Source organism: Rathayibacter sp. AY1A7 (genome assembly GCF_002930845.1).
Lineage (GTDB): Bacteria > Actinomycetota > Actinomycetes > Actinomycetales > Microbacteriaceae > Rathayibacter.
In genome coordinates this window covers 1-18,743 of sequence record NZ_PSTL01000012.1, presented here as the reverse complement: position 1 = coordinate 18,743, position 18,743 = coordinate 1, and the positions used below count along the sequence as shown (strand labels likewise).

Sequence of the window (18,743 nt, the reverse complement as noted above, 5' to 3'; positions counted from 1 at the left end):
GGAGTCAGTGTCGCATCGAGTGTGTCACGATGCGTTGCTCACGACGTCGCCGGGCTCTATGGCGAGGAGCGATCTTGCGCGTTTTCGCACGACGAGAATGGCGGCAAGCCGGTTGGCTCCGAAGGACAGCAGGATCAACCCAGTGGCTCCTGCCAAGTTCGCTCCGAGCGCGGAGGCCAGGTAGAACGATCCGACCCTGATCATGATGAAGAGACCCCACAACCAGACCCCAGGGGTACTGAGCTTGTATTGGAGCTGCGCGTTGGTCGTCCTGAACCGAGTGACCAGACCCATGATCGTTCCGGTCACGGTGACTAGGGCGAGTTCGCCGATGATGATCCAGTCCGCTTCGACCCAGCGGAAGCCGCCCCATAGTTCAACAGCGAGGTAGACGAGCCCAGCTCCGATGATCACGACGGGCAGTCGCAACATCCGATGCAGCTGCGTAGAGCGCCAGATGAACTGGCGGATGATGAGGATGATGATCCCCGCCGCGATGATGACGTCGTCCAGAATTTGGTTCGCCGCGCCCCAGTTCCACTGCATCGGTCCGCTCCATTTCGATCACAAGTGATGGATCGACAGTATCACTAGTGATTGAATGAGTACATGCGCGCGTCAGAACTTCACCGTCTTGCCCGCACCCTCCGCGAGATCGCACTTGAGGCGACCGGGAATGTGGGCGCGAACCGCGTCAACGCAGGTCAGCTCGCTGTCTTCGAAGACGTCGCGCGGCACCCGGGGGCATCGATCCGAGAGGTCACGGACCGAACCGGGCTGGCGCAGAGCCTCGTGTCGCGGATCATCCACGCCGCCGCTGCCGCAGGCGCACTGTCCGTCACGACCGACGATCGAGACCGCCGCAGGGTTCAGGTCGAGCTCAGTAGCACCACACGCGCAGCGATACTCCAACGGGCCGACGAACCACTCGGATCAGCACTCACCAACTTCACACCGCACCTGACCGATCAGGAGCGCGCCGCGCTTGAACAGCACTTGGCTGCCGCCGCCGAACTCCTCTCGCGAGGCGCCCGTGTGAACTGATGAGCCTCACGTCAACCGCCGTAGGGCGAGCCTCTGTTCGCGATCCCGGAAGGAACGACACTGACGACTTGCTCGAGTCTGGAGATGGGCAATGGAGGGTAGGTCGCGAGCCGGGTCGTCCGGCGGCGCGTCGCCGATCTACGCAGCGCGAATCGGAGGTGCTTCGCTGAATGTGCGATTGTCTCGGAGTGGCGCCCAGAGCACGCTCACACGTCGTCGAGAGAGAGCAAGAAGCGCCTGCGTGTGCTTGTACCCTTCGCCGCGTTTCTTGAGATAGAAGACGCGGTTCGGTCCTTCGCGGATGATGGAGGTCTGCGCTGACAGGTAGAGCGAGCGGCGCAGATGTCGGTTGTACCGCTTCGGCCGGTGCATGTTCCCGGTCCGGCGTCCGGAGTCGCGCGGAACGGGTATCAGCCCGGCCGCTGCGGCGAGGTGGCCGTCGTCGGCGTAGTTGTCGAGTGGCCCGGCTGCGGCGAGGAATTCGGCTCCGAGGATCGGACCCATCCCGGGCATCGATTCGATGATCTCGGCCTGCGGGTGCGCGTGGAACATCGTGGTGATCTGGTTCTCCAGCGTTCGGAGACGCTTGTCGAGGGCGAGGATCTGCGTTGCGATGTCGGCGATGATCTGCGCCGCGATCGTCTCGTTCCCGATTTGCGTCTGTTGTCCGCTCGCGGCCTCGAGAGCAGCCTCCGCGACCGCCGGAGCGCCTTGCACGCCGCGGCGAGCCAGCCACTTCGTCAGGCGCACCTGCCCCATCCGGCGAAGCGCGGTGGGCGTCTGGTAGCCGGTGAGGAGGGTGAGAGCGCCCTTGTGTTTGGCGTAGTCGAACGCGCGGTCGAGGCGGGGGAAGATGCCGGTCAGGACGTCGCGGAGCCGGTTGAGCATGCGGACGCGATCAGCGACGAGATCGCCGCGATGTGCGATCAGGAGCTTGAGGTCGGCAATGATCTCGACCGGCAGCCTGATTGGGGCCAGGTCGTGCCGGTGCCGCGCCGTCTCGGCGATCACGTAGGCGTCGCGGGCGTCCGTCTTCGCTTCGCCTCGGTATGCGCCGGCCATCCGGTTGACGATCCGTCCGGGGACGTACAGCGCGGACTGTCCGTGGCTTGCGAGCAGCGCGAGAAGCAGCGCAGACGTGGTGCCGACGATGTCGACTGCCCAGGTGAAGTTCTCGCCGAGAGTAAGCACTTCGGCGAGCGGGTCGAGGATCGCACTTTCGTCGTTGCTGACCTTGCGCGACCAGAGCATCGCGCCCTGGTCGTCGATCGCTGTCACCCAGTGATGCGCCTTTCCTGCATCGATGCCCACCCAGATGTGAGCTTGTCGATCGTTCAACCCGTCCTCCTCAGTCGTGATCTGCCTCGTGTAAGCCCGAGGAGCACCCAACCGTCATCTCCGTAAACAGCGACCGAAACGCACATCTCAATTAGCGGCCAGGGGCACCCCAGAGGACCGGACGGCCACTCCTGCTGAGCCACACGATCGGCGACGACAGATAAGCCACATCCGGCCCCCTCGGGCCGCCACCAAACTTACGGAGACGACAGATGAGCACCAGGACCATCACCGGCAACCTCGCCGCCGACCCCGAGGCCGTGCAGGCGGGCCGCGTGCAGATCGTGAAGCTGCGCGTCATCGAGAACACCGGCGAATACCGCGCGGGGGAGTGGACCCCGCACGACGCCCCGACCACGCACTACGTGGAAGCGAAGTTCGAACTCGGCGAGCACGTGCTCGCCTCCCTCCACAAGGGAGACGCCGTGATCGTCGTCGGCTACGAGCGCACCGTCGCCTGGGGCGAAGGCGAGAACCGCCGCACCGGCCGCGTCCTCGAAGCCGACGCCATCGGCCCCAACCTCACCCGCGCGACCGCCGTCGTCACCACGACCACCCAGCGCGCACCCCGCCGCAGCGCCGCCTCCGCGGCTGAGTAGGACTCGGCCCTCCGAGATACTCCGCCATCCGCCGCAGAGTTCGCCGTTCTACGGCCGATAGTCGCGGTTCTCCGTAGAGGACGGAGGCGGTCCGGGGTTGGGCTGCTGGAAGCTGCCCACGCCCAGAGCGGCGAGTCCCGCGGACACCGCCGCGCCCAGAAGGCGGAAGACGATCACGAATGCCTTTCCGACGAACTTCAACACGTTTGCCATCACGAGACCATCGCTTTCCGGAACTGATCGCAACGCTAGTGGTTCCGAGCGAATCCCGGTGGGTTCTACTCCGAGCCGTTCGCGATCCGGACCGCGTAGAGGATGACGTGATCCTCCGGGATCGCTGCGCGCACTTCCGGGATCGCCGCGGCGCTTGTCGCCGCGTTGCTGCGCACCACCGTTGATGCCAATTCCGCGCGCGTCCGGTGTGCCAGTTCCCACATGCCTCCATCGTCGCATCCGACGCTGACACGACCCGCTCGAGCGTGGGGGCCGGCGGCGCCGGCCCGTGAGGGGCGACCCCCTCACGCTCCCCGGTGTCCCGTTCCGGGGCGCGAGCTGCACTCGCGCAGCGGCGACGGAGCACCGCCAATGGGAGGCCGCGATGCGGCCCGTTCCATCCGTTTTCTTCACCGCTCCGCGGTTCCAACCTATTTCGCTCCACCGGCTGCGTGCCACCGATCCCGGACGCGCCCTACGGGCTTATTTCGCCCGTGATCGGTGTCACTCCGCCGGCTCCACTCACACGGTTTTCCCCGCCGGAGAGGCAAAGAAAAACGATCAGCCAGGAGCAGGAGCAACACACATGGACACCCTCGAAGCGATCCTCCGTGACCAGATGGTCACCTACCTCGTCAGCAAGAACATCCTCTGCCCGCGCACCGGGGCCGTTCTCGACTCGCGCACCTGTGTCGTCTTCAACGACGCGGACGGGGATCCCGCGGTCGTCATCTCGCCCGAGGGCTGGCAGCAGATCGCGAAGGAGCCCGCCACCCTCGACCGCCTCGCGGAGCGCGGGATCACCGTCGACATCAACACCGCGCTGGCCGCAACCCGCTGAGAGGAACAGACCATGTACCGCACCGACACCGACACCGGCCTCGCGACCCCCGATCAGGTCGCCCTCATCATCACCGACCAGCGCGCTCACTGGGACCAGAACGCCGACGACAGCGACGACGTGATGCTCGCCGCCGTCCGAAACGACCACGCCCTGCCGGGCGCCGAGCCCGTCGAGGACGACGGCTCCGCCCTCGCCGCCGCACTGATCGCGTTCCTCACCCCGGACCCCGCCCGCACCGCACCGGTCATCGACGCCGACACCGGATGCACGACGCCCGAGCAGATCGGCCTCATCGTCGCGTTCGAGCGCAACTACTACGAGGAGCACGAGAGCTACAGCACCGAACGGCTGCTCGCGGGCGTCCGCAACACGCTCACCCTCCCCGGAGTGTGGGTGCTCGGAGGGTTCCCGTCCGGGAGGACGGCACCGACCACGCCGCCGCGCTGATCGCGTTCCTCATCCCGGCGGTGACTACGTGATCGAGCGCAGCCGTGTCGATGAGCGGCCCGGGGCCGCGCGCGCGGCTCATCAGCTCTCGCGCCTGTCCAGCGGCCGACTCCAGCAGGAGGCCGACCGTGTGCGCCTGCACGGCGAGCGGCTGACGGGGCTGAGTCGGAAGACGAGCCGCCGCCTGATCGAGCAGGAGGAGGCGATCCGAGCGAACCGGATCGCCGCGGCGGACAGCGCCGCTGAGCGGCGGCTCATCGTCGGAGTCGTCATCGCGACGGGCGCTCTTCTCGCGGTCGGGCTGCGGCTGATCCTCACCTCAGGGCAGCTCCCTCCTCTGTTCTGACGAGCGGGCCGCGCTGACTTGTTGTCATGCTTACAAGTCGGACCTCGCCCACCGTCCCGCCTCCGCCCGCGCATCCCGTCAGGGCGAGCAGCAGTGCTCCTGCCAGTGCGATCCCTGCGGTCGTCCGCCTCATCGTGTCCCCCGATCACTCCGCCGCGGCACGTCGCCGGGCGCGTCACCTCGACGCCAACAGCAGCCGCCCGCCCGGACGGAGTCGTCCTGGCGGGCGGGCAGCCCCCGTCCCGGTCACGCGCGCGGGATGACCACCGAGACGCTCGCGCGCGAGGCGCCCGAGACGGCCGTGACCGTGCCGGTGCCGGCGGCGATCGAGCTCTTGCCCGTGCGGAACACCTTGGTCACCGTGGCGCCCGGGGCGACCGCGGCCGAGGACGCCGTGCCGTAGGGCGTCACGACGGTCAGATCGGCGGCCGCGCGGCCGGTGTTCGTCGCCGTCACCGTGACGACGACCTTCCCGAGGATCAGCCGCGAGGTCGCCTTCGCGGTGACGGAGGCGCCGGGCGCAACGCTCGCTCCGGCCAGCGCCGTCGTCACGCCGTCGACGCGCGCGGTGATCGAGACGGTGCCGGCGGTGGAGCCGGTGCGGATCCGGGGGAGCGCGGCGACGCCGTCGGCGCCCGACAGCACCGCGGCGGTCGTCGCTCCGCTCCCGAAGGCCGCCGGCCCGGTGATCGCGAAGCCCACCGAGCGGCCCGCGAGGGCGCGACCGGAGGAGTCGCGCACCAGCACGGACTGCGCGAGGTCGCGCGTCGTCGCGGTCGGCACGCTCTGCAGCGTCCCGCGCGCCTCCGCCGAGGCCGCGAGGGCGATGCCGTTCACCTCGATCTCGGCCACGCCCGTGGACCCGCCGTACTCGCCGGCTCCCCACGCCGTGAACACGAGCCGCAGCGCCGTCGTGGTCACCGGAGCGAACGTCGCGCGGTTCAGCACGTCGCGCTCGCGGCCGGGAGCCGCTCCGCTCACGGGAGTCCAGACGTCGCCGACCAGGTGCTCGACCCGCCACGACCGCGCGGGGATCAGCCCGCGTCCGTCGGCGTCGGCCGCGTCGCTCGCGAACAGCACCGAGGCGCTGTCGACGGTCACGGCGCTCGGCCAGCGCAGCTCGACGTGCTGCTCTCCGACCCGGGGCCAGGAGCCCCAGATCGTCGAGGCGGCGCCGTCGGCGACCGCTCCGACCGAGGTCCACGGCGAGGTGTACGAAGCGCTCGTCGACGAGGCGAGCGGAGCGATGTCGCCGACGTAGTCGGTGCACGGCACGGTCACGGTGACCGTCGCGGTCCGGGTGAGCTCGTCGATCCGGTCGACCCGCACGGACATGCCGGAGTTGAGCACTGCGCTCTCTCCGGCGAGCACGAACTCGTTCGCCTCGCTCGCGTCGCCCGGACGCTCGAGCAGGTCGCCGGCGTACGGCTGGCCCGGGTTCGAGCGCAGGATCTGCACGCCCGAGACGTCGCGGCGCACCTGGAAGGGACTCGTGTACGCGCCGCCGTCGGACATCGTGTCGGCGCGGTCGTTGTACTGCGCCCAGTAGCGGATGCCCGTGTCCTGCGGGTCGTTCCAGGTGAGCGCACGCCGGCCGGCGGGTCCGGCTCCGAGGGTGTCGAGCGTCGTGGTGCGGGGTGCGCCGCAGACCGGCTGGCGGGTGTTCGGCAGCGTGCCCAGGCGCGCCAGCGACGGGGACGACAGCGGCAGGAACGACCAGGCGCCGCCCATCACGTCGGTCCGGTTGCCGTACTCCTCGCGGCGGCAGTCCGCGGGCAGCGGGGTGGAGGCGTAGTCGCGGGTCGTGGCGCAGTTCACGCTGTAGGCGTGCGGCAGCGAGAGGTTGTGGCCGAGCTCGTGCGCGAGGAAGTACGCGTCCGGTCCGGGCTGGAACGCGCGTCCGCCGTCATCGGGATCGCCGGACTGCTCGCCGTTGGCCCAGTTCGGGCACGGGTCACCCTCAGGCACCATGGCGACCAGGTGCTTGCCCGGTCCGCGCTGCCAGCCGGTCCTCTGCGCGATCCAGTCCTGCAGTTCGCCCGTGTTCGTGCAGCCGATCGGCTGGTCGACGACCTGCCAGTCGACGACCTGGTCGAGCTCGAAGCGGATCGCCCCGCTGGTCTCGCGGGAGTAGAACCGGTCGACGAGGTCGAGGGCGCGGACGGCGTCGGCGGTCGTGTACCCGCCCGGGACGGTGCCCTGCGGAGCGACGAGCGCGATCGTCACGCGGTGCGTCTGCACCTGGGCGCGCGCCGGGATCTCGACGTCGACGAAGTCGGCGTCGAGGGCGAGGGCGGCCTGCTGCGTCGTCGCGTCCGCCTCCGGCTCGATCACGGTGGGCTCGGCGTCCGGAGCCGCGACGGGGCGGTCCGGAGCGGGAGCGGGAGCGGCGGGAGCGGGGGCCACCGGAGCGGCCGCCGCTGGAGCCGCGGCGGGCCCTCCGGCGACGAGCCCGGAGGCCAGCAGCAGTCCGGTGAGCGCTCCAGGGAGCAGGGCGTGTCGTCGTCGCATGGTCGTCCTCTGGGTCGGTCCTCGCTGAGTGCCCCGAGCGGCAGCAGGCGGGGGCACGAGCTCCCGCCGACCTCCTCGCCGCTGAGGAGTCGGCTGACGTTACCGTGAACATCCGTGCAGGAACGGGCAGATGTCCCTCCGCGGCGGCCCCTTTCCGGGTGGGGACCAGAAATGACGAAGGCCGGGAGCGGGACCCCGGCCTTCAGCGACGATCAGATCTCGGTGTGCCCCAGATCCGCCGCGTCCAGCAGTCGGATCTCGGTCTCACATGCAGGGGTCGCAGGTGGGGGAGGGCCGGCCTTCCAGCCGGCCCGCGAGGGGCGATCCCCTCACACTCCCCGGCATCCCCGTTCCGGGGGCGCGAGCTGCACTCGCGCAGCGGCGACGGAGCGCCGCCCAGAGGTTCGGCCGGCGGTGCCGGCCGCTGATGTTCGCCCGTTGGGCTCACGCTTCTTTGCCGTGAAGCCTTCGGCGGCTCCCTCCGCTTCGCTGCGGTCGTCGCTACCTACGGGCTCCGTTCAAGTGGCTGCGCCACCGGCTCCTCCGAAACTTCGGCACGCGGTCGCTGCGCTCCCTTATTTCGCGCCGAAACTCCCTCCACCGCCGCCCTCCGGGTTGCACTGCGCCCTTCGGTTGCTAAGGCGGAGAACCGCCTTCCTTACCGTTATTTCCGTGGATCCGGGGCAGTTGTAGGCTCCGGAACGCGCCAGGGGTCCCGGGTATGGCTGACCGCCTTCAGCCGCCTGATGGCACGCCATGATTAGCCGCCCGGGACCCCGCAACGGCAGGACCGCTCATTGAGAAACGCGACCAGATCGCCCCGTAAGGACATGCCGGCAAGGTCGTTCACGGCGCACCGCACCCCTCAACGGAAGGACCCTGCATGCCCCAACTCTGGGCCGGTATCGACGCCGGCAAGACCGAACACCACTGCGTCGTCATCGACGGCAACGGAACCAAGCTGCTCTCCCAACGCTTCAAGAACCGAGAAACGGCGATCCTGACCCTGATGGGCGACGTCGCCTCCCCGCCAGGCGGCACCGACGTCGCCTGGGCAACGGATCTCAACCACGGCGGGACAGGGCTGCTGCAGACGCTCCTGCACTCGCATGCGCAGCCGCTCTTCTACATCTCAGGCCGCGTCGTGCACCACGCCTCGGGCGCCTACCGCGGCGAAGCCAAAACAGACGCGAAGGACGCGGTCATCATCGCCGACCAAGCGCGGACCCGGCGAGACGTGACGCTGATGCGCCAGGCCGACGAGGTCACCGCGGAACTGCGCCTGCTCTCGGCGCGACGAGAAGACCTGGTGCACGATCGCACCCGCGCCGTGAATCGCCTGCGCGCCATCCTCGTCCACTACTTTCCGTCGCTCGAGGGGGCATTCAACTACGCGACGACCAGGGGACCTCTGGTGCTGCTCACCCGGTACGCGACCCCCGGTGCAATCCGGCGCATGGGGGAGAGCCGGCTGGCGGCGTGGTTGAAGGGACAGGGCTGCTGGAAATCCGCGGCGGTCGCGAAGACGGCGGTGGAAGCCGCGCGCGAGCAGACATCGGTCGTCGTGGGGGAGGGGGCAGCGGCTCGGCTGGTGAGCCGGTCCGCGCGTGATCTCCTCCGCATCCGCGACGAGGTCGCCGAGCTCGACGGGGAGATCGAAGCCGCTTTGCAGGACAGCAGATCCGCGGATCTTCTGGTGTCGATTCCTGGGTTCGGGCGCAGGCTCGCCGCGGATTTCCTTGCCGCGACCGGTACTGACCTCGCCGCGTTCGATACGCCGGACCGGCTGGCCAGCTTCGCCGGTCTCGCCCCGGTGCCGCGTGACTCCGGGAAGATCTCCGGCAACCATCACCGGCCACGGCGATACGACCGGCGACTGTTGAACGCCTGCTTCCAGGCGGCGTTCATCGCGTCAAGGAACTGCCCGGTCTCGCGCTCGTTCTACGAACGGAAACGCCAGGAGGGGAAGTCGCACAAGTAGACGCTGATCGCTCTCGCTCGGCGCCGCATCAACGTCATCTGGGCGATCTTCCGCGACCAGACGACCTACAACCCCACCCCGACCCGGCCGAACGATCCCGTCACCCCGCTTCGGCGGCACGGTCCCGAGTCGCCATCGAGGAGCAGATCCGCCATCGCCCTCGCGGCGGCCTGACGCGGCTAGGTGAGGAGTTCGGCCTGGATCCGGGCGGCGACAGCCTCGTCGAGGGGCCGGACGTTCTCGGCGCGAGGTGGCGATCGGCCGATCCTCTCAGTGCTCGTGGCGGTGGTGGCTGTCCGGGTAGTGCTCGTGGGTGTGGGTGATTGCCTCGTGAGTGTGGACGTGCCGGTGCCGGGTGCCGGCGGGGACAGGCTCGTCGTGTTCGTGCTGGTGGTGCTCGTCCCGGTCGTCGTGGGTGTGCCAGTGGTCGTGGGTGAGCGGCTCGTGGGTGTGCTCGTGCTCGTGGCGCTCGGTGAGGTGCAGTCCGATCCCGACGGCCATCAGCGCGGCGGCGACGAGGAGCGGTGCGGTCACCGGTTCGCCGAGGACGACGGCGAGGACGGCGCCGAAGAACGGGGCGACGGAGTAGTAGGCGCCCGCCCGGGCGGTGCCCACGTGCCGGAGGGCGACGATGAAGAGCACGAGGCTCACCCCGTAGGCGAAGAAGCCGACGGTCATCGCGGCCGCGATGTTGCCGAGGGCGGGCAGCTGCGCCCCGAGGGCGAAGGCGAGGACGAGGTTGACTGGACCGGCGACGCCGCCCTTGACCGCGGCGAGCCAGGTCGCGTCGGTGAGGGCGACCTTCCGGGTGAGGTTGTTGTCGATGCCCCAGCACAGGCAGGCGCCGAGGATCGCCAGCGCCGGCCAGGGGCTGCCGAACGCGATCCCCGCGGGCACGGTGAGCACGACGGCGCCCGCGACGATGGCGAGCATGCCGACGGCGATGCGCCGGTCGACGTTCTCGCGGAAGACGAACCAGGCCAGCAGCGCGGTCGCGACTCCCTCCGCGTTCAGCAGCAGCGACGCTCCCGAGGCGGGCGTGTTCACGAGGCCGACGAGCAGCAGGACGGGGCCGAGGATCCCGCCGAAGAGGATCGCGCCGCCGAGCGGTGCGTACTCGCCGCGCTCGAGGCGCACGCGCGGGGAGCGGCGGACCAGGCGCAGGAGGCCCAGCCCGATCCCGGAGCCGCAATAGAGGAGTCCCGCGAGCAGCCAGGGGCTGACGGAGTCGAGAAGGAGCTTCGCCGCGGGCGTTCCCGCGCCGAACAGGACCGCGGAGAGCAGCGCCGCCTGCACTCCCCGGCTACGCAGTGCGGTCCGCATCGGACGCCTCCCCGTGGTGGTGGGCGGGAGTGCCGCCGAGCTGGTGCTCGGCCTGGAAGATCGCGTCGGCCACGAGCTGCCGGGCGTGCTCGTTCATGAGGCGGTAGAACACCCGCGTCCCCTCCTGACGGGTCGAGACCACCCGCGCCAGCCGCAGCTTCGCGAGATGCTGCGACACCGCCGCGGGCGACTTCCCGACCCGCTCGGCCAGGTCGTTCACCGCGAGCTCGCCGTCGGCGAGGGCGAGCACGATCCGCACCCGCGTCGCGTCGGCCAGCATCGAGAACACCTCGACCGCGAGTTCGACGTACGGGCTCTCGACGTGCCGCCCGCACCTACTGTCTGCATCCATGCGCAGATTCTTTCAGATGAGGAGTGGTCAGGGGAACACGGCTGCAGTGTCCGGTCGGTAACCCGAATACGGACCAGGCACTGCAGCCGCGATCACTGACGTCGCGGCAAGGGCGACATCAGTGAACGTCTGTGGGCCGCGCTGGTGCGGGAGTCGATCATCCGAGGGTGACGCCGCGGGCTCGCATGAACGGTTCGGGATCGACGCGTGCGCCGCCGGTGCGGGTTTCGTAGTGGGAGTGGCAGCCGGTGGACGCTCCGGTGGTGCCGACGAGGGCGATGATCTGGCCTGCGGTGACGGTCTGTCCCGCGTCGACGAGGAGGGTGGAGTTGTGGGCGTAGCCGGTCTGGATCCCGTTGCCGTGATCGAGAAGGACCCAGTTGCCGTAGCTGCCGAACGCGCCCGAGTAGGAGACGGTGCCGCTGGAGGCGGCGGCGACGGGGGTCCCGCAGCTGGCGACGATGTCGGTCGCGTAGTGGAAAGGGTTCACTCCGGCGACGGGCTGCTGCGGGCGGGGTCCGAAGGGGCTGCTGATGCGGCCGGAGACGGGCTTCACCCATCCTTGGGAGGAGGGGCCGGCGACCGGCGCCCCGCCGCCTGCGGGTGTGGTGCCTCCGGCTGGAGTGCTGCTGGCTGGCGCAGCGGCGCGGGCAGCTTCGGCGATTCGGGCGGCTTCGGCCTGGGCAGCGATGCGGGCGGCTTCCGCGGCTGCTCGGGCTGCTTCCGCGGCGCGGCGCGCGTCCTCGCCTGTCTGGTAGTCGGCTTCGGTCGCGGCGCGGTTCTCGGTGAGGACGGCGAGTTGGCTGCGGAGGGTGCTCTCGTAGTCCTGCTGTTCCTGCACTCGGGTGTCGGCGGCCTCGCGCGCGGCGATCGCGTCGGCGAGAGCGGCGTCCGCGGCGGCCGCGAGATCCGCGAGAGCGTCGCGGGCGATCTCTGCCTGAGCGGTGAGGGCGGTGGCGGTGTTGGAGTCGGTACGGGCGGTCGTGTAGATCGCGTCGGTCTTCTCTGTCAGCTTGGTCATCGATGCGAGCTGATCGAGCAGGCTGCCGCTGTCGGCGCTGGTCAGCAGCGCGAGAGTGAGGTTCGTGCCGCCGGCGCGGGAGAGGGTGGACGCGAGCTGACCGGCCTGCTTCCGGGACTGCTCCGCAAGGGCTTTCGCCTCATCCGCGGCGGTCTGGAGCTCGTCGGCTCGATAGGTGGCTTCGTCGAGAGTCGCCTGCGCCTTCTCGTAGTCGGCGACGCGCGCGTCCTGAGTGCTGCGCGCGGTGTCGGCGTTGTCGCGAAGCTCGGTGAGCAGCGCGGTGATCTCCCCGATCTGCGCCTGCTTACTGGTCTCGCTGGAGCGGGCCGCTTCGACGTCCTCCCAACTCGGATACTCCGCCGCCATCGCCGGAGCGGGAGCGAGGACGGCCAGCAGGACGCTGAAAGCGACCGCGGAGACCGCGAAGCGGTGGACCCTGCGGAGCGGGGTGTGGTGGTGGCGGGTCATGCGGAGGCCTCCGTCGTGCGTCGGGGTCGTCGAGCGAGGTTGAGGAGTGCGCTGGTGGTTAGGGCGGTGACGGTGGCGGCGATGAGGGCGACTGCGCCCGCGCGGCCCTGATCGAAGAGGACGGCGTCGTCGGGGTAGAGCATCGCGATCCACCACGACGGCGCGAGGATGCCGCCGGTGTCGCGCAGCGTCCAGCCGAGGAGGAGGAATCCGGCCACGGTGGCGAGCAGGGTGAGCAGCTGCTCGATGGCGTCGCTGGTGCGTTCGGGGCGACAGGAGAGGGCGGTGGCGAGCAGCAGTCCGGTGGTGATGCTGGTGGCGATGATCGCGGCGCGCCCCTGGTAGAAGAACAGCGACCATTGCAGCCAGTCGGTGCCGTAGTACGCAGCGAGGTTCGCGAAGAAAAGGACCACGGCGACGCTGGGACGCCGCAGCACCTGCACGAGAACGCCGGACCGGCGTGACGCACGAGGGAGGGCGAACGGCGGCAGGTGTGCAGCGCGGTTCGCGCGATGAAGATCGACCGGTCTCCCGGCGACGAGCAGCGCGGGGACGACGGCGGCGAGAAGCAGGTGCTGTCCGAGGAGGGTGCTGAGGTGCACTTGGGCGTAGACGCCGGGTCCACCGTTCGTCGACCAGAGCAGAACCAGCACGCCTGCGCACCAGGCGATCGTGCGCCGGAGAGGCCAAGTGCGGCCGATGCGGCGCAGCCGCGTGAGAGTGCGCAGGTACCAGAAGGCCACGGACACGGCGGCGGCGAGGCCGATCCAGTCCAGGTGCCAGGAGGTGAACAGGCGGGCGACGGTGACCGGGTCGGGGTAGGGGTAGCCGAGGAGGTTGCGGCGGGGATCGTTCACCGTCGCGTCACCGATCGGGGTCTCGGAGAGAGACAGCGCGACGGACACACCGATTGTGGCGGCCATGATCACCAGCTCCACTGTGGCGAGGCGCAGGAACGCCCGGCGACGACGTCCCTCGACTCGCAGGCCGGGCAGCACGCGGGCGCGGTGCCACGCGCCGATAGCGCCGAGTGCCAGCAGGGCGGTGGTCTTGATGATCAGCAGGGTCCCGTAGGGGGTGGCGAGATCGGTGGGGTCGGAGAGGCGGAGGGAGGCGTTGATGATCCCGGAGAGGGCGACGGCGGCGAACGCGAATCCGGCGACCCGCGAGTACCGTTCGGCGACGTCGGGCAGGGCCGCGCCGAGGCGTCGGGCGAGGAGGACGACGCCGAGCAGGCCTCCAGCCCACAGAGTCACCCCGACGAGGTGCACGGCGAGGCTGTTCACGGCGTTGACGTGCTCGTCGGCGCCGGCCGCGTGACCGGTCAACGCGAGCGGGAGCAGAGCGAACAGGGCGAGCGCGAACGCAGCACCGCTCCACGCCCGGTCGGGGGTGAGCAGGGTGATCACGTGCACGGCCGCGGCGGCGGCGAGGGAGAGCAGCAGGACCTGCCCGAGCTCGAGCTGGGTGATGTAGAACCACAGCTGCGCGGGGAACGTGGGGGAGCTGACGGGGGCTCCGATCGCGTTGGCGACGGTGAAGACGAGGACCGCGGCGGCGGAGAGGACCCAGGCGGCGGCCGCCCAGGACGCCCACCGGATCGCGGTCTCCCGGACCGCGTCCCCGGGACGGTTCGAGCGGGGCAGGAGAAGGGCGACGAGGAGCAGTCCCACGGTGAGCGTTGCGGCGAGGTCGTGTAGGACGCGGGCGAGGGGCAGGCCGCGGGTGGCGACGACGCCGGGGTCGATGAGGAGCCGGTCGGGGTCCAGGGCGCCGGTCGCGGCGAGGGCGAGCAGTGCGGCGCCGGCCGCGAGGGGCGCGCCGAGGATCAGCGCGACGCGGGTCGTCCGTGAGGGGCGCTGCGGCGCTTCGTCGAGGGTCGGGTGTGTGCTGGGCACTGCGGGGTGGCTCGTCTCGTCGTTCGGGGTGATCCGGGGTGTGTGCGTCATGTGCGGGGTCAGATGGGGGTGACGAAGCCGTTGATGAGGTTTTGGAGGCGGTAGATCCCCTCGGTCCACAGGCCTGTGAGCATGGCGGTGCCGATGAGGATGAGCAGCGCTCCGCCGAGGAGGTTGATGGTGCGGATGTGGCGTTTGAGGAACGCTGTTGCGGTGCTCGCCCAGGAGAAGCCGAGGGCGATGAGCAGGAACGGGATCCCTAAGCCGAGGCAGTAGAGCAGCCCGAGAAGGGCGCCGCGGCCGGCGGAGGCGCCGTCGAGACTGAGGGCGGAGATCGCGGCGAGGGTGGGGCCGAAGCAGGGCGTCCAGCCCAGGCCGAAGACGACGCCGAGAAGGGGCGCGCCGAGCAGGCCGGTCGCGGGTTTCCATCGCGGCTTGATGGTGCGTTGCAGGAAGCGGATCTGTCCGATGAACACGATGCCCATGAGGATCACGAACGCTCCGAGGATCCGCGTGATCACGTCCTGCCATTGCAGCAGCCACGTGCCGAGGGCACCGAACGCGGCGCCGTAGGCGGTGAACACGACGGCGAAGCCGCTGATGAACAGTCCCACCCCGAGCAGCAGCCGGCGGCGGCTTCCGGTGGCGAGGTCGGGGTTCCCGCCGATGTAGGCGAGGTAGCCGGGGACGAGGGGGAGCACGCACGGAGACGCGAAGGACACCAGTCCCGCGAGGATTGCGATGGGCGCGGCGATCAGCAGCTGGCCGGCGAAGACGGTCTCGCTCCAATTCACGGCGCCTCCGCGATGGCATCCGCGATGAGGGTGTCGAGGATGGAGCGGGCGGTGACTCGTCCGAGGATGCGGGACGCGGGGCGCCCTTCCGCGTCGAGGACGATGGTGGTGGGGACGGCGTTCGCAGCGAACTTCCCGGAGAAGGCGAGCTGCGCGGCCGCGTCGACGTCGACGATCGAGGGGTAGGTGATGCCGTACGTCTGGGCGAAGGCGGCTGCGGTGTCGGCCTGGTCGCGCACGTTGACGCCGAGGAACTCAGCGCCCTGCCCGGTGTACTGCTCGTACAGGGCTTGCAGGTCGGGTGCTTCCGCGCGGCAGGGGGCGCAGGCGGCGTACCAGAAGTTCACGACCAGGACCGTGCCGCGGTAGTCCTCGGCCGTGATCGTCTCGCCCGTCTCGCTGAGCCCGGTGAACTCCACCGGCTCGCCTCGGGTCTCGGCAGGCCACTCGACGACGGTCCCGTCGCCGGCGACGTAGTTCTTGTTCGACCCGGTCCGGTACTGCTCCGACAGCTGATCCTGGGCGCAGCCGGTCGTGGCCAACGCGACGGCCGCGACCATCGGCAGGGTGAGCAGGGTGCGTCGCGGGAGACGGTTCACGAGGCGAGCGCGGCGTCGAGGGCTGCCTTGATGTCGTCGAGTCGTTGAAGGTCGATCGCCTCGTCGTTGACGAAGATGGTGGGGGTGCCCTGCACGCCGAGGTCCTGGCCGGCCTGGAAGTCGAAATCGACGCGCTCGGCGGTGGCCGGGTCGGCGACGTCGGCGTCGAACTGGGCCATGTCCAGCCCGAGCTCCTCGGCGAAGCCGCGGAACACGTCGGCCTTGGAGTCCTGGCTCTCGCCCCAGCTGGCCTGCGTCTGGAACATCCGGTCGTACATGTCCTCGAACCGGTCCTGCTGCGCGGCGGCCTCGACCGCGATCGCGGCGTTCTTCGAATTGCGGTGCGAGGGGATCGGGAAGTAACGGGTCGCGAACGTGACCCGGCCGGCGTACTCCTCCCGCAGTTCCTCGATGGTCGGATACACCTGCCCGCAGACCTCGCATTCGAAGTCGAGGAACTCCACCAACGTCACCTCCCCGTTCTCGGCGACGTCGAGGCGGTGGGTGTTCTCCTCCAGCACCGCGGTCGACGCGGCGACCTCCTCGCGAGAGGGCGAGAACGGGCGGAACGTCGTGATCGCCGCGATGACCGCGACGATCAGGACGACGGCGCCGATCGCGATGAGGTTGACCTTGGTGCTGGTTTTCATGGAGTGCTTTCTGTCAGGCCGGAGGTCGGCAGAAACGGTGGAGCAGGGGATGCTCGGGTCAGGGTTCGCGGGAGCAGTCCGTGCCGGAGCGCTCATCGGTCTCGGTATGGGAGGTACGGGGGAGGGTGTGCACGAGGACGGTGTGACCGATGTGCTCGAGCCCGCGTTCGAGGAACTCGCGCACGTGCTCATCAGCGATCGCGTACGACGCGCTCCGGCCGGTACGGTGCACCTCGACGACGCGGTGCGAGCGCAGCAGCCGCAACGCGTGCGAGGTCGCGGAGGGGCTGAGACCGCTGTGCTCCGCGAGCTCGCCAACAGTGCGCGGGCCGGGGAGCAGCGTGATGAGGATCCGCAGACGTCCGGGATCGCCGAGGAGCCCGAAGACGTCGGCGAGATCCTCGATCATCACGGTGGAGGGCATCGCGTCGACGGGCAGGGAAGCGGCGGGCGCTGCGGGCGGGGAATCGGGGGTGTCGGTGCTCATCGGTGCCTAGATCAGGTTCGTGGTCTCGGAGAACTCTTCGGGCTCGCACTGGATCGTGACGTGCTCGATGTGGTGGGTGTCCTTGAGGACGACGAGGACCCCGGCGAGGACCTTCTCGTAGTCGGCGCCGCGTTCGAGGACGATGTGCCCGCTCGCGCTGTCCATCCCGGAGGTGATGGTCCACACGTGCAGATCGTGCAGCGCGACCACGCCCGGCACGGCGAGGACGTCGCGCTGAATGGCGGGCATGTCGACGTCGTCGGGAGCGGACTCCATCAGGATCCGCAGCGCCTGGCGGGTGAGGTTCCAGGTGCGGGGCAGGATGAACAGTCCGATGCCGACACCGATGATCGGGTCCGCGTACGGCCAGCCGGTGGTGAGCAGGATGATCGCGGCGACGATCACGCCGACGGATCCGAGCAGGTCGCCCATCACTTCGAGGTAGGCGCCCTTGAGGTTCAGGCTCTCCTTCGATCCCGCCATCAGCAGCCGGAAGCTGATCAGGTTGATGATCAGCCCGATCACCGCGGTGATCAGCAGCGGCGCTCCCGGAACCGCGGGCGGTTCGGAGAAGCGCTGCACAGCCTCGAAGATCACGTACCCGGCGACCGCGAACAGCAGGATCCCGTTCGCCAACGCCGCGAGGACCTCCAGCCGGTAGAAGCCGTAGGTGCGCTGCGAGGTCGCGGGGCGGGAGGCGAGCGTGATCGCCGCCAGCGCCATCCCGAGCCCGAGGACGTCGGTGCCCATGTGGGCGGCGTCGGAGATGAGAGCGAGCGAGTTGACGGAGAACCCGACGACGAACTCGACCACCATGTACGCCGCGGTGAGGCAGAACGCGATGACGAGGGGCCGACGGTGCTTGCCGGCGGCGGACACGGCGGACCCGTGAGCGTGATCAGATCCCACGAGCACCACCCTCAATAGCTGCATGAATGAACATATGAACAGTCTTGCATCTTTCGGTGAGTCGCGGTGCGGTTCTATCCCGCATTGTTCGAGAGCCAGGCGTAGGGGTCGATGGGGTCGGTGCCGCCCGCCCACACCTCGAGGTGCAGGTGGGGTCCGGTGCTCTGACCGGTGGAGCCGACGGCGCCCAGACGCTGACCGGCTTTCACGGGTTGCCCTTCGGAGACGGTGAGGGATCCCCACTCCATGTGGGCGTAGAGGGTGCTGACGAGTTCGCCGTCGACGACGTGGTCGATGACGGCGTAGTTGCCGAATCCGGTGTCGGTCTCGCCGGTCTCGCGGACCACGCCGTCGGCGACGGCGCTGATCGGCGTGCCGGCGCCGGGGGTCATGTCCAGGCCTTTGTGGAAGGTGGAGCAGCCGCTGCACGGCGCCACTCGAGGGCCGTAGTCATCGGAGATGCGCACGCCGACGGGGAAGGGCCAGCGCACGGAGCCGCTGGAGAGCTCGGTCGCCGTGGACCCGGTCTCGGTTGCTGCTTCCGAATTGTCGTCAGTTGCGTCGAGGGGGCCCACGGCGTCGGTCGTCTCGGTGGTGACCTCGACGATGCGTGCGGGTGCAGCGGCGGCGGTGAAGTTGTCGCGGATGACGATGCTGTCAGGCAGGTCGGAGGCGACGAAGGCTTGCGCGCTGACCGCGGCGGCGACTCCCGGGGTCTGCGAGGCGGCCGCACTGGAGGCGGGCAGCAGCGTGCCCGGGAGGGCCATGACGGTGGCGAGCGCGATCGCGGAGAACGCGGCCGCGGCCGGGAGGACTCGGCGGGAGATCGGGTGGGGCTGCGGCGTCGGACGGGCCGGTCGGCGACGGGGCGGGCGAGTTCGGTGTTCGAGCGCGATGGCGGCGCGGCGGGTTCCGGGGG

At 69.7% G+C, this 18,743-nt stretch carries 19 protein-coding genes and 1 pseudogene; 6 read left to right on the top strand and 14 right to left on the bottom strand.

Annotated elements, in window-relative coordinates; all coding sequences use genetic code 11:
• Positions 1 to 24: 24 nt before the first annotated feature.
• Positions 25 to 546, bottom strand: a complete 522-nt coding sequence (locus C5B95_RS10580; protein ID WP_104349120.1) for a hypothetical protein — start codon at positions 544 to 546, stop codon at positions 25 to 27.
• A gap of 63 nt (positions 547 to 609) precedes the next feature.
• Between C5B95_RS10580 and C5B95_RS17190 the strand changes: the two genes are divergently transcribed.
• On the top strand, positions 610 to 1,044 hold the full coding sequence (locus C5B95_RS17190; protein WP_146076564.1) for a MarR family transcriptional regulator: 435 nt from the start codon (positions 610 to 612) through the stop codon (positions 1,042 to 1,044).
• A 138-nt stretch (positions 1,045 to 1,182) separates the two neighbouring features.
• Here C5B95_RS17190 and C5B95_RS10575 read toward each other — a convergent pair whose 3' ends face one another.
• Positions 1,183 to 2,382: an IS110 family transposase gene (locus tag C5B95_RS10575; protein WP_104349169.1), complete on the bottom strand. Its 1,200-nt coding sequence runs from the start codon at positions 2,380 to 2,382 to the stop codon at positions 1,183 to 1,185.
• 212 nt (positions 2,383 to 2,594) lie between these two features.
• On the opposite strand from C5B95_RS10575, the gene C5B95_RS10570 reads away from it, so the two are divergent.
• Complete coding sequence (locus C5B95_RS10570) at positions 2,595 to 2,981, top strand: single-stranded DNA-binding protein (protein WP_104268044.1); 387 nt, start codon at positions 2,595 to 2,597, stop codon at positions 2,979 to 2,981.
• A 278-nt stretch (positions 2,982 to 3,259) separates the two neighbouring features.
• Here C5B95_RS10570 and C5B95_RS17490 read toward each other — a convergent pair whose 3' ends face one another.
• Positions 3,260 to 3,418, bottom strand: a complete 159-nt coding sequence (locus C5B95_RS17490) for a hypothetical protein (protein WP_181068048.1) — start codon at positions 3,416 to 3,418, stop codon at positions 3,260 to 3,262.
• Between the two features lie 362 nt (positions 3,419 to 3,780).
• Between C5B95_RS17490 and C5B95_RS10565 the strand changes: the two genes are divergently transcribed.
• The 3 genes from C5B95_RS10565 to C5B95_RS10555 are packed head-to-tail and all read left to right on the top strand — an operon-like array spanning position 3,781 to position 4,831.
• Complete coding sequence (locus C5B95_RS10565; RefSeq protein ID WP_104308045.1) at positions 3,781 to 4,035, top strand: hypothetical protein; 255 nt, start codon at positions 3,781 to 3,783, stop codon at positions 4,033 to 4,035.
• Between the two features lie 12 nt (positions 4,036 to 4,047).
• Positions 4,048 to 4,485 (top strand): hypothetical protein, encoded by a 438-nt coding sequence (locus C5B95_RS10560; RefSeq protein ID WP_104349119.1) that lies wholly within the window; start codon positions 4,048 to 4,050, stop codon positions 4,483 to 4,485.
• 28 nt (positions 4,486 to 4,513) lie between these two features.
• The gene (locus tag C5B95_RS10555; protein WP_104260266.1) at positions 4,514 to 4,831 is read left to right on the top strand and encodes a hypothetical protein; all 318 of its coding nucleotides are present in this window, start codon (positions 4,514 to 4,516) and stop codon (positions 4,829 to 4,831) included.
• Between the two features lie 246 nt (positions 4,832 to 5,077).
• On the opposite strand, the gene C5B95_RS17485 is transcribed toward C5B95_RS10555, so the two are convergent.
• Positions 5,078 to 7,342: an Ig-like domain-containing protein gene (locus C5B95_RS17485; protein WP_181068047.1), complete on the bottom strand. Its 2,265-nt coding sequence runs from the start codon at positions 7,340 to 7,342 to the stop codon at positions 5,078 to 5,080.
• Positions 7,343 to 8,225: 883 nt separating this feature from the next.
• Between C5B95_RS17485 and C5B95_RS10545 the strand changes: the two are divergent.
• Positions 8,226 to 9,407: pseudogene (locus tag C5B95_RS10545) on the top strand (IS110 family transposase); the annotation flags it as partial.
• Between the two features lie 186 nt (positions 9,408 to 9,593).
• Here the strand turns inward: C5B95_RS10545 and C5B95_RS10540 are convergent.
• The 10 genes from C5B95_RS10540 to C5B95_RS10495 all read right to left on the bottom strand — a co-directional run.
• Entirely contained in the window at positions 9,594 to 10,646 is a 1,053-nt protein-coding gene (locus C5B95_RS10540) for a DMT family transporter (protein WP_104349118.1), read from the bottom strand.
• Positions 10,627 to 10,998, bottom strand: a complete 372-nt coding sequence (locus C5B95_RS10535; protein WP_104349117.1) for a metalloregulator ArsR/SmtB family transcription factor — start codon at positions 10,996 to 10,998, stop codon at positions 10,627 to 10,629. The genes C5B95_RS10540 and C5B95_RS10535 overlap by 20 nt, the downstream gene beginning before the upstream one ends.
• Before the next feature lie 157 nt (positions 10,999 to 11,155).
• A complete protein-coding gene (locus tag C5B95_RS10530; RefSeq protein ID WP_104349116.1) occupies positions 11,156 to 12,487 on the bottom strand; it encodes a M23 family metallopeptidase in 1,332 nt (443 codons plus the stop codon).
• Complete coding sequence (locus C5B95_RS10525; protein WP_104349115.1) at positions 12,484 to 14,436, bottom strand: cytochrome c oxidase assembly protein; 1,953 nt, start codon at positions 14,434 to 14,436, stop codon at positions 12,484 to 12,486. Before C5B95_RS10525 ends, C5B95_RS10530 begins: the two co-directional genes overlap by 4 nt.
• 8 nt (positions 14,437 to 14,444) lie before the next feature.
• Positions 14,445 to 15,179, bottom strand: a complete 735-nt coding sequence (locus C5B95_RS10520) for a cytochrome c biogenesis CcdA family protein (protein ID WP_104349114.1) — start codon at positions 15,177 to 15,179, stop codon at positions 14,445 to 14,447.
• Complete coding sequence (locus C5B95_RS10515; RefSeq protein ID WP_258059944.1) at positions 15,176 to 15,778, bottom strand: TlpA disulfide reductase family protein; 603 nt, start codon at positions 15,776 to 15,778, stop codon at positions 15,176 to 15,178. Before C5B95_RS10515 ends, C5B95_RS10520 begins: the two co-directional genes overlap by 4 nt.
• Complete coding sequence (locus tag C5B95_RS10510) at positions 15,775 to 16,428, bottom strand: thioredoxin domain-containing protein (protein ID WP_104349113.1); 654 nt, start codon at positions 16,426 to 16,428, stop codon at positions 15,775 to 15,777. The genes C5B95_RS10515 and C5B95_RS10510 overlap by 4 nt, the downstream gene beginning before the upstream one ends.
• Before the next feature lie 58 nt (positions 16,429 to 16,486).
• On the bottom strand, positions 16,487 to 16,915 hold the full coding sequence (locus C5B95_RS10505) for a helix-turn-helix transcriptional regulator (RefSeq protein ID WP_243592670.1): 429 nt from the start codon (positions 16,913 to 16,915) through the stop codon (positions 16,487 to 16,489).
• Positions 16,916 to 16,921: 6 nt separating this feature from the next.
• The gene (locus C5B95_RS10500) at positions 16,922 to 17,824 is read right to left on the bottom strand and encodes a cation diffusion facilitator family transporter (RefSeq protein WP_104349166.1); all 903 of its coding nucleotides are present in this window, start codon (positions 17,822 to 17,824) and stop codon (positions 16,922 to 16,924) included.
• A gap of 74 nt (positions 17,825 to 17,898) precedes the next feature.
• Positions 17,899 to 18,743: M23 family metallopeptidase (locus tag C5B95_RS10495; RefSeq protein ID WP_104349112.1), on the bottom strand; the 845-nt coding region annotated here is incomplete at its 5' end.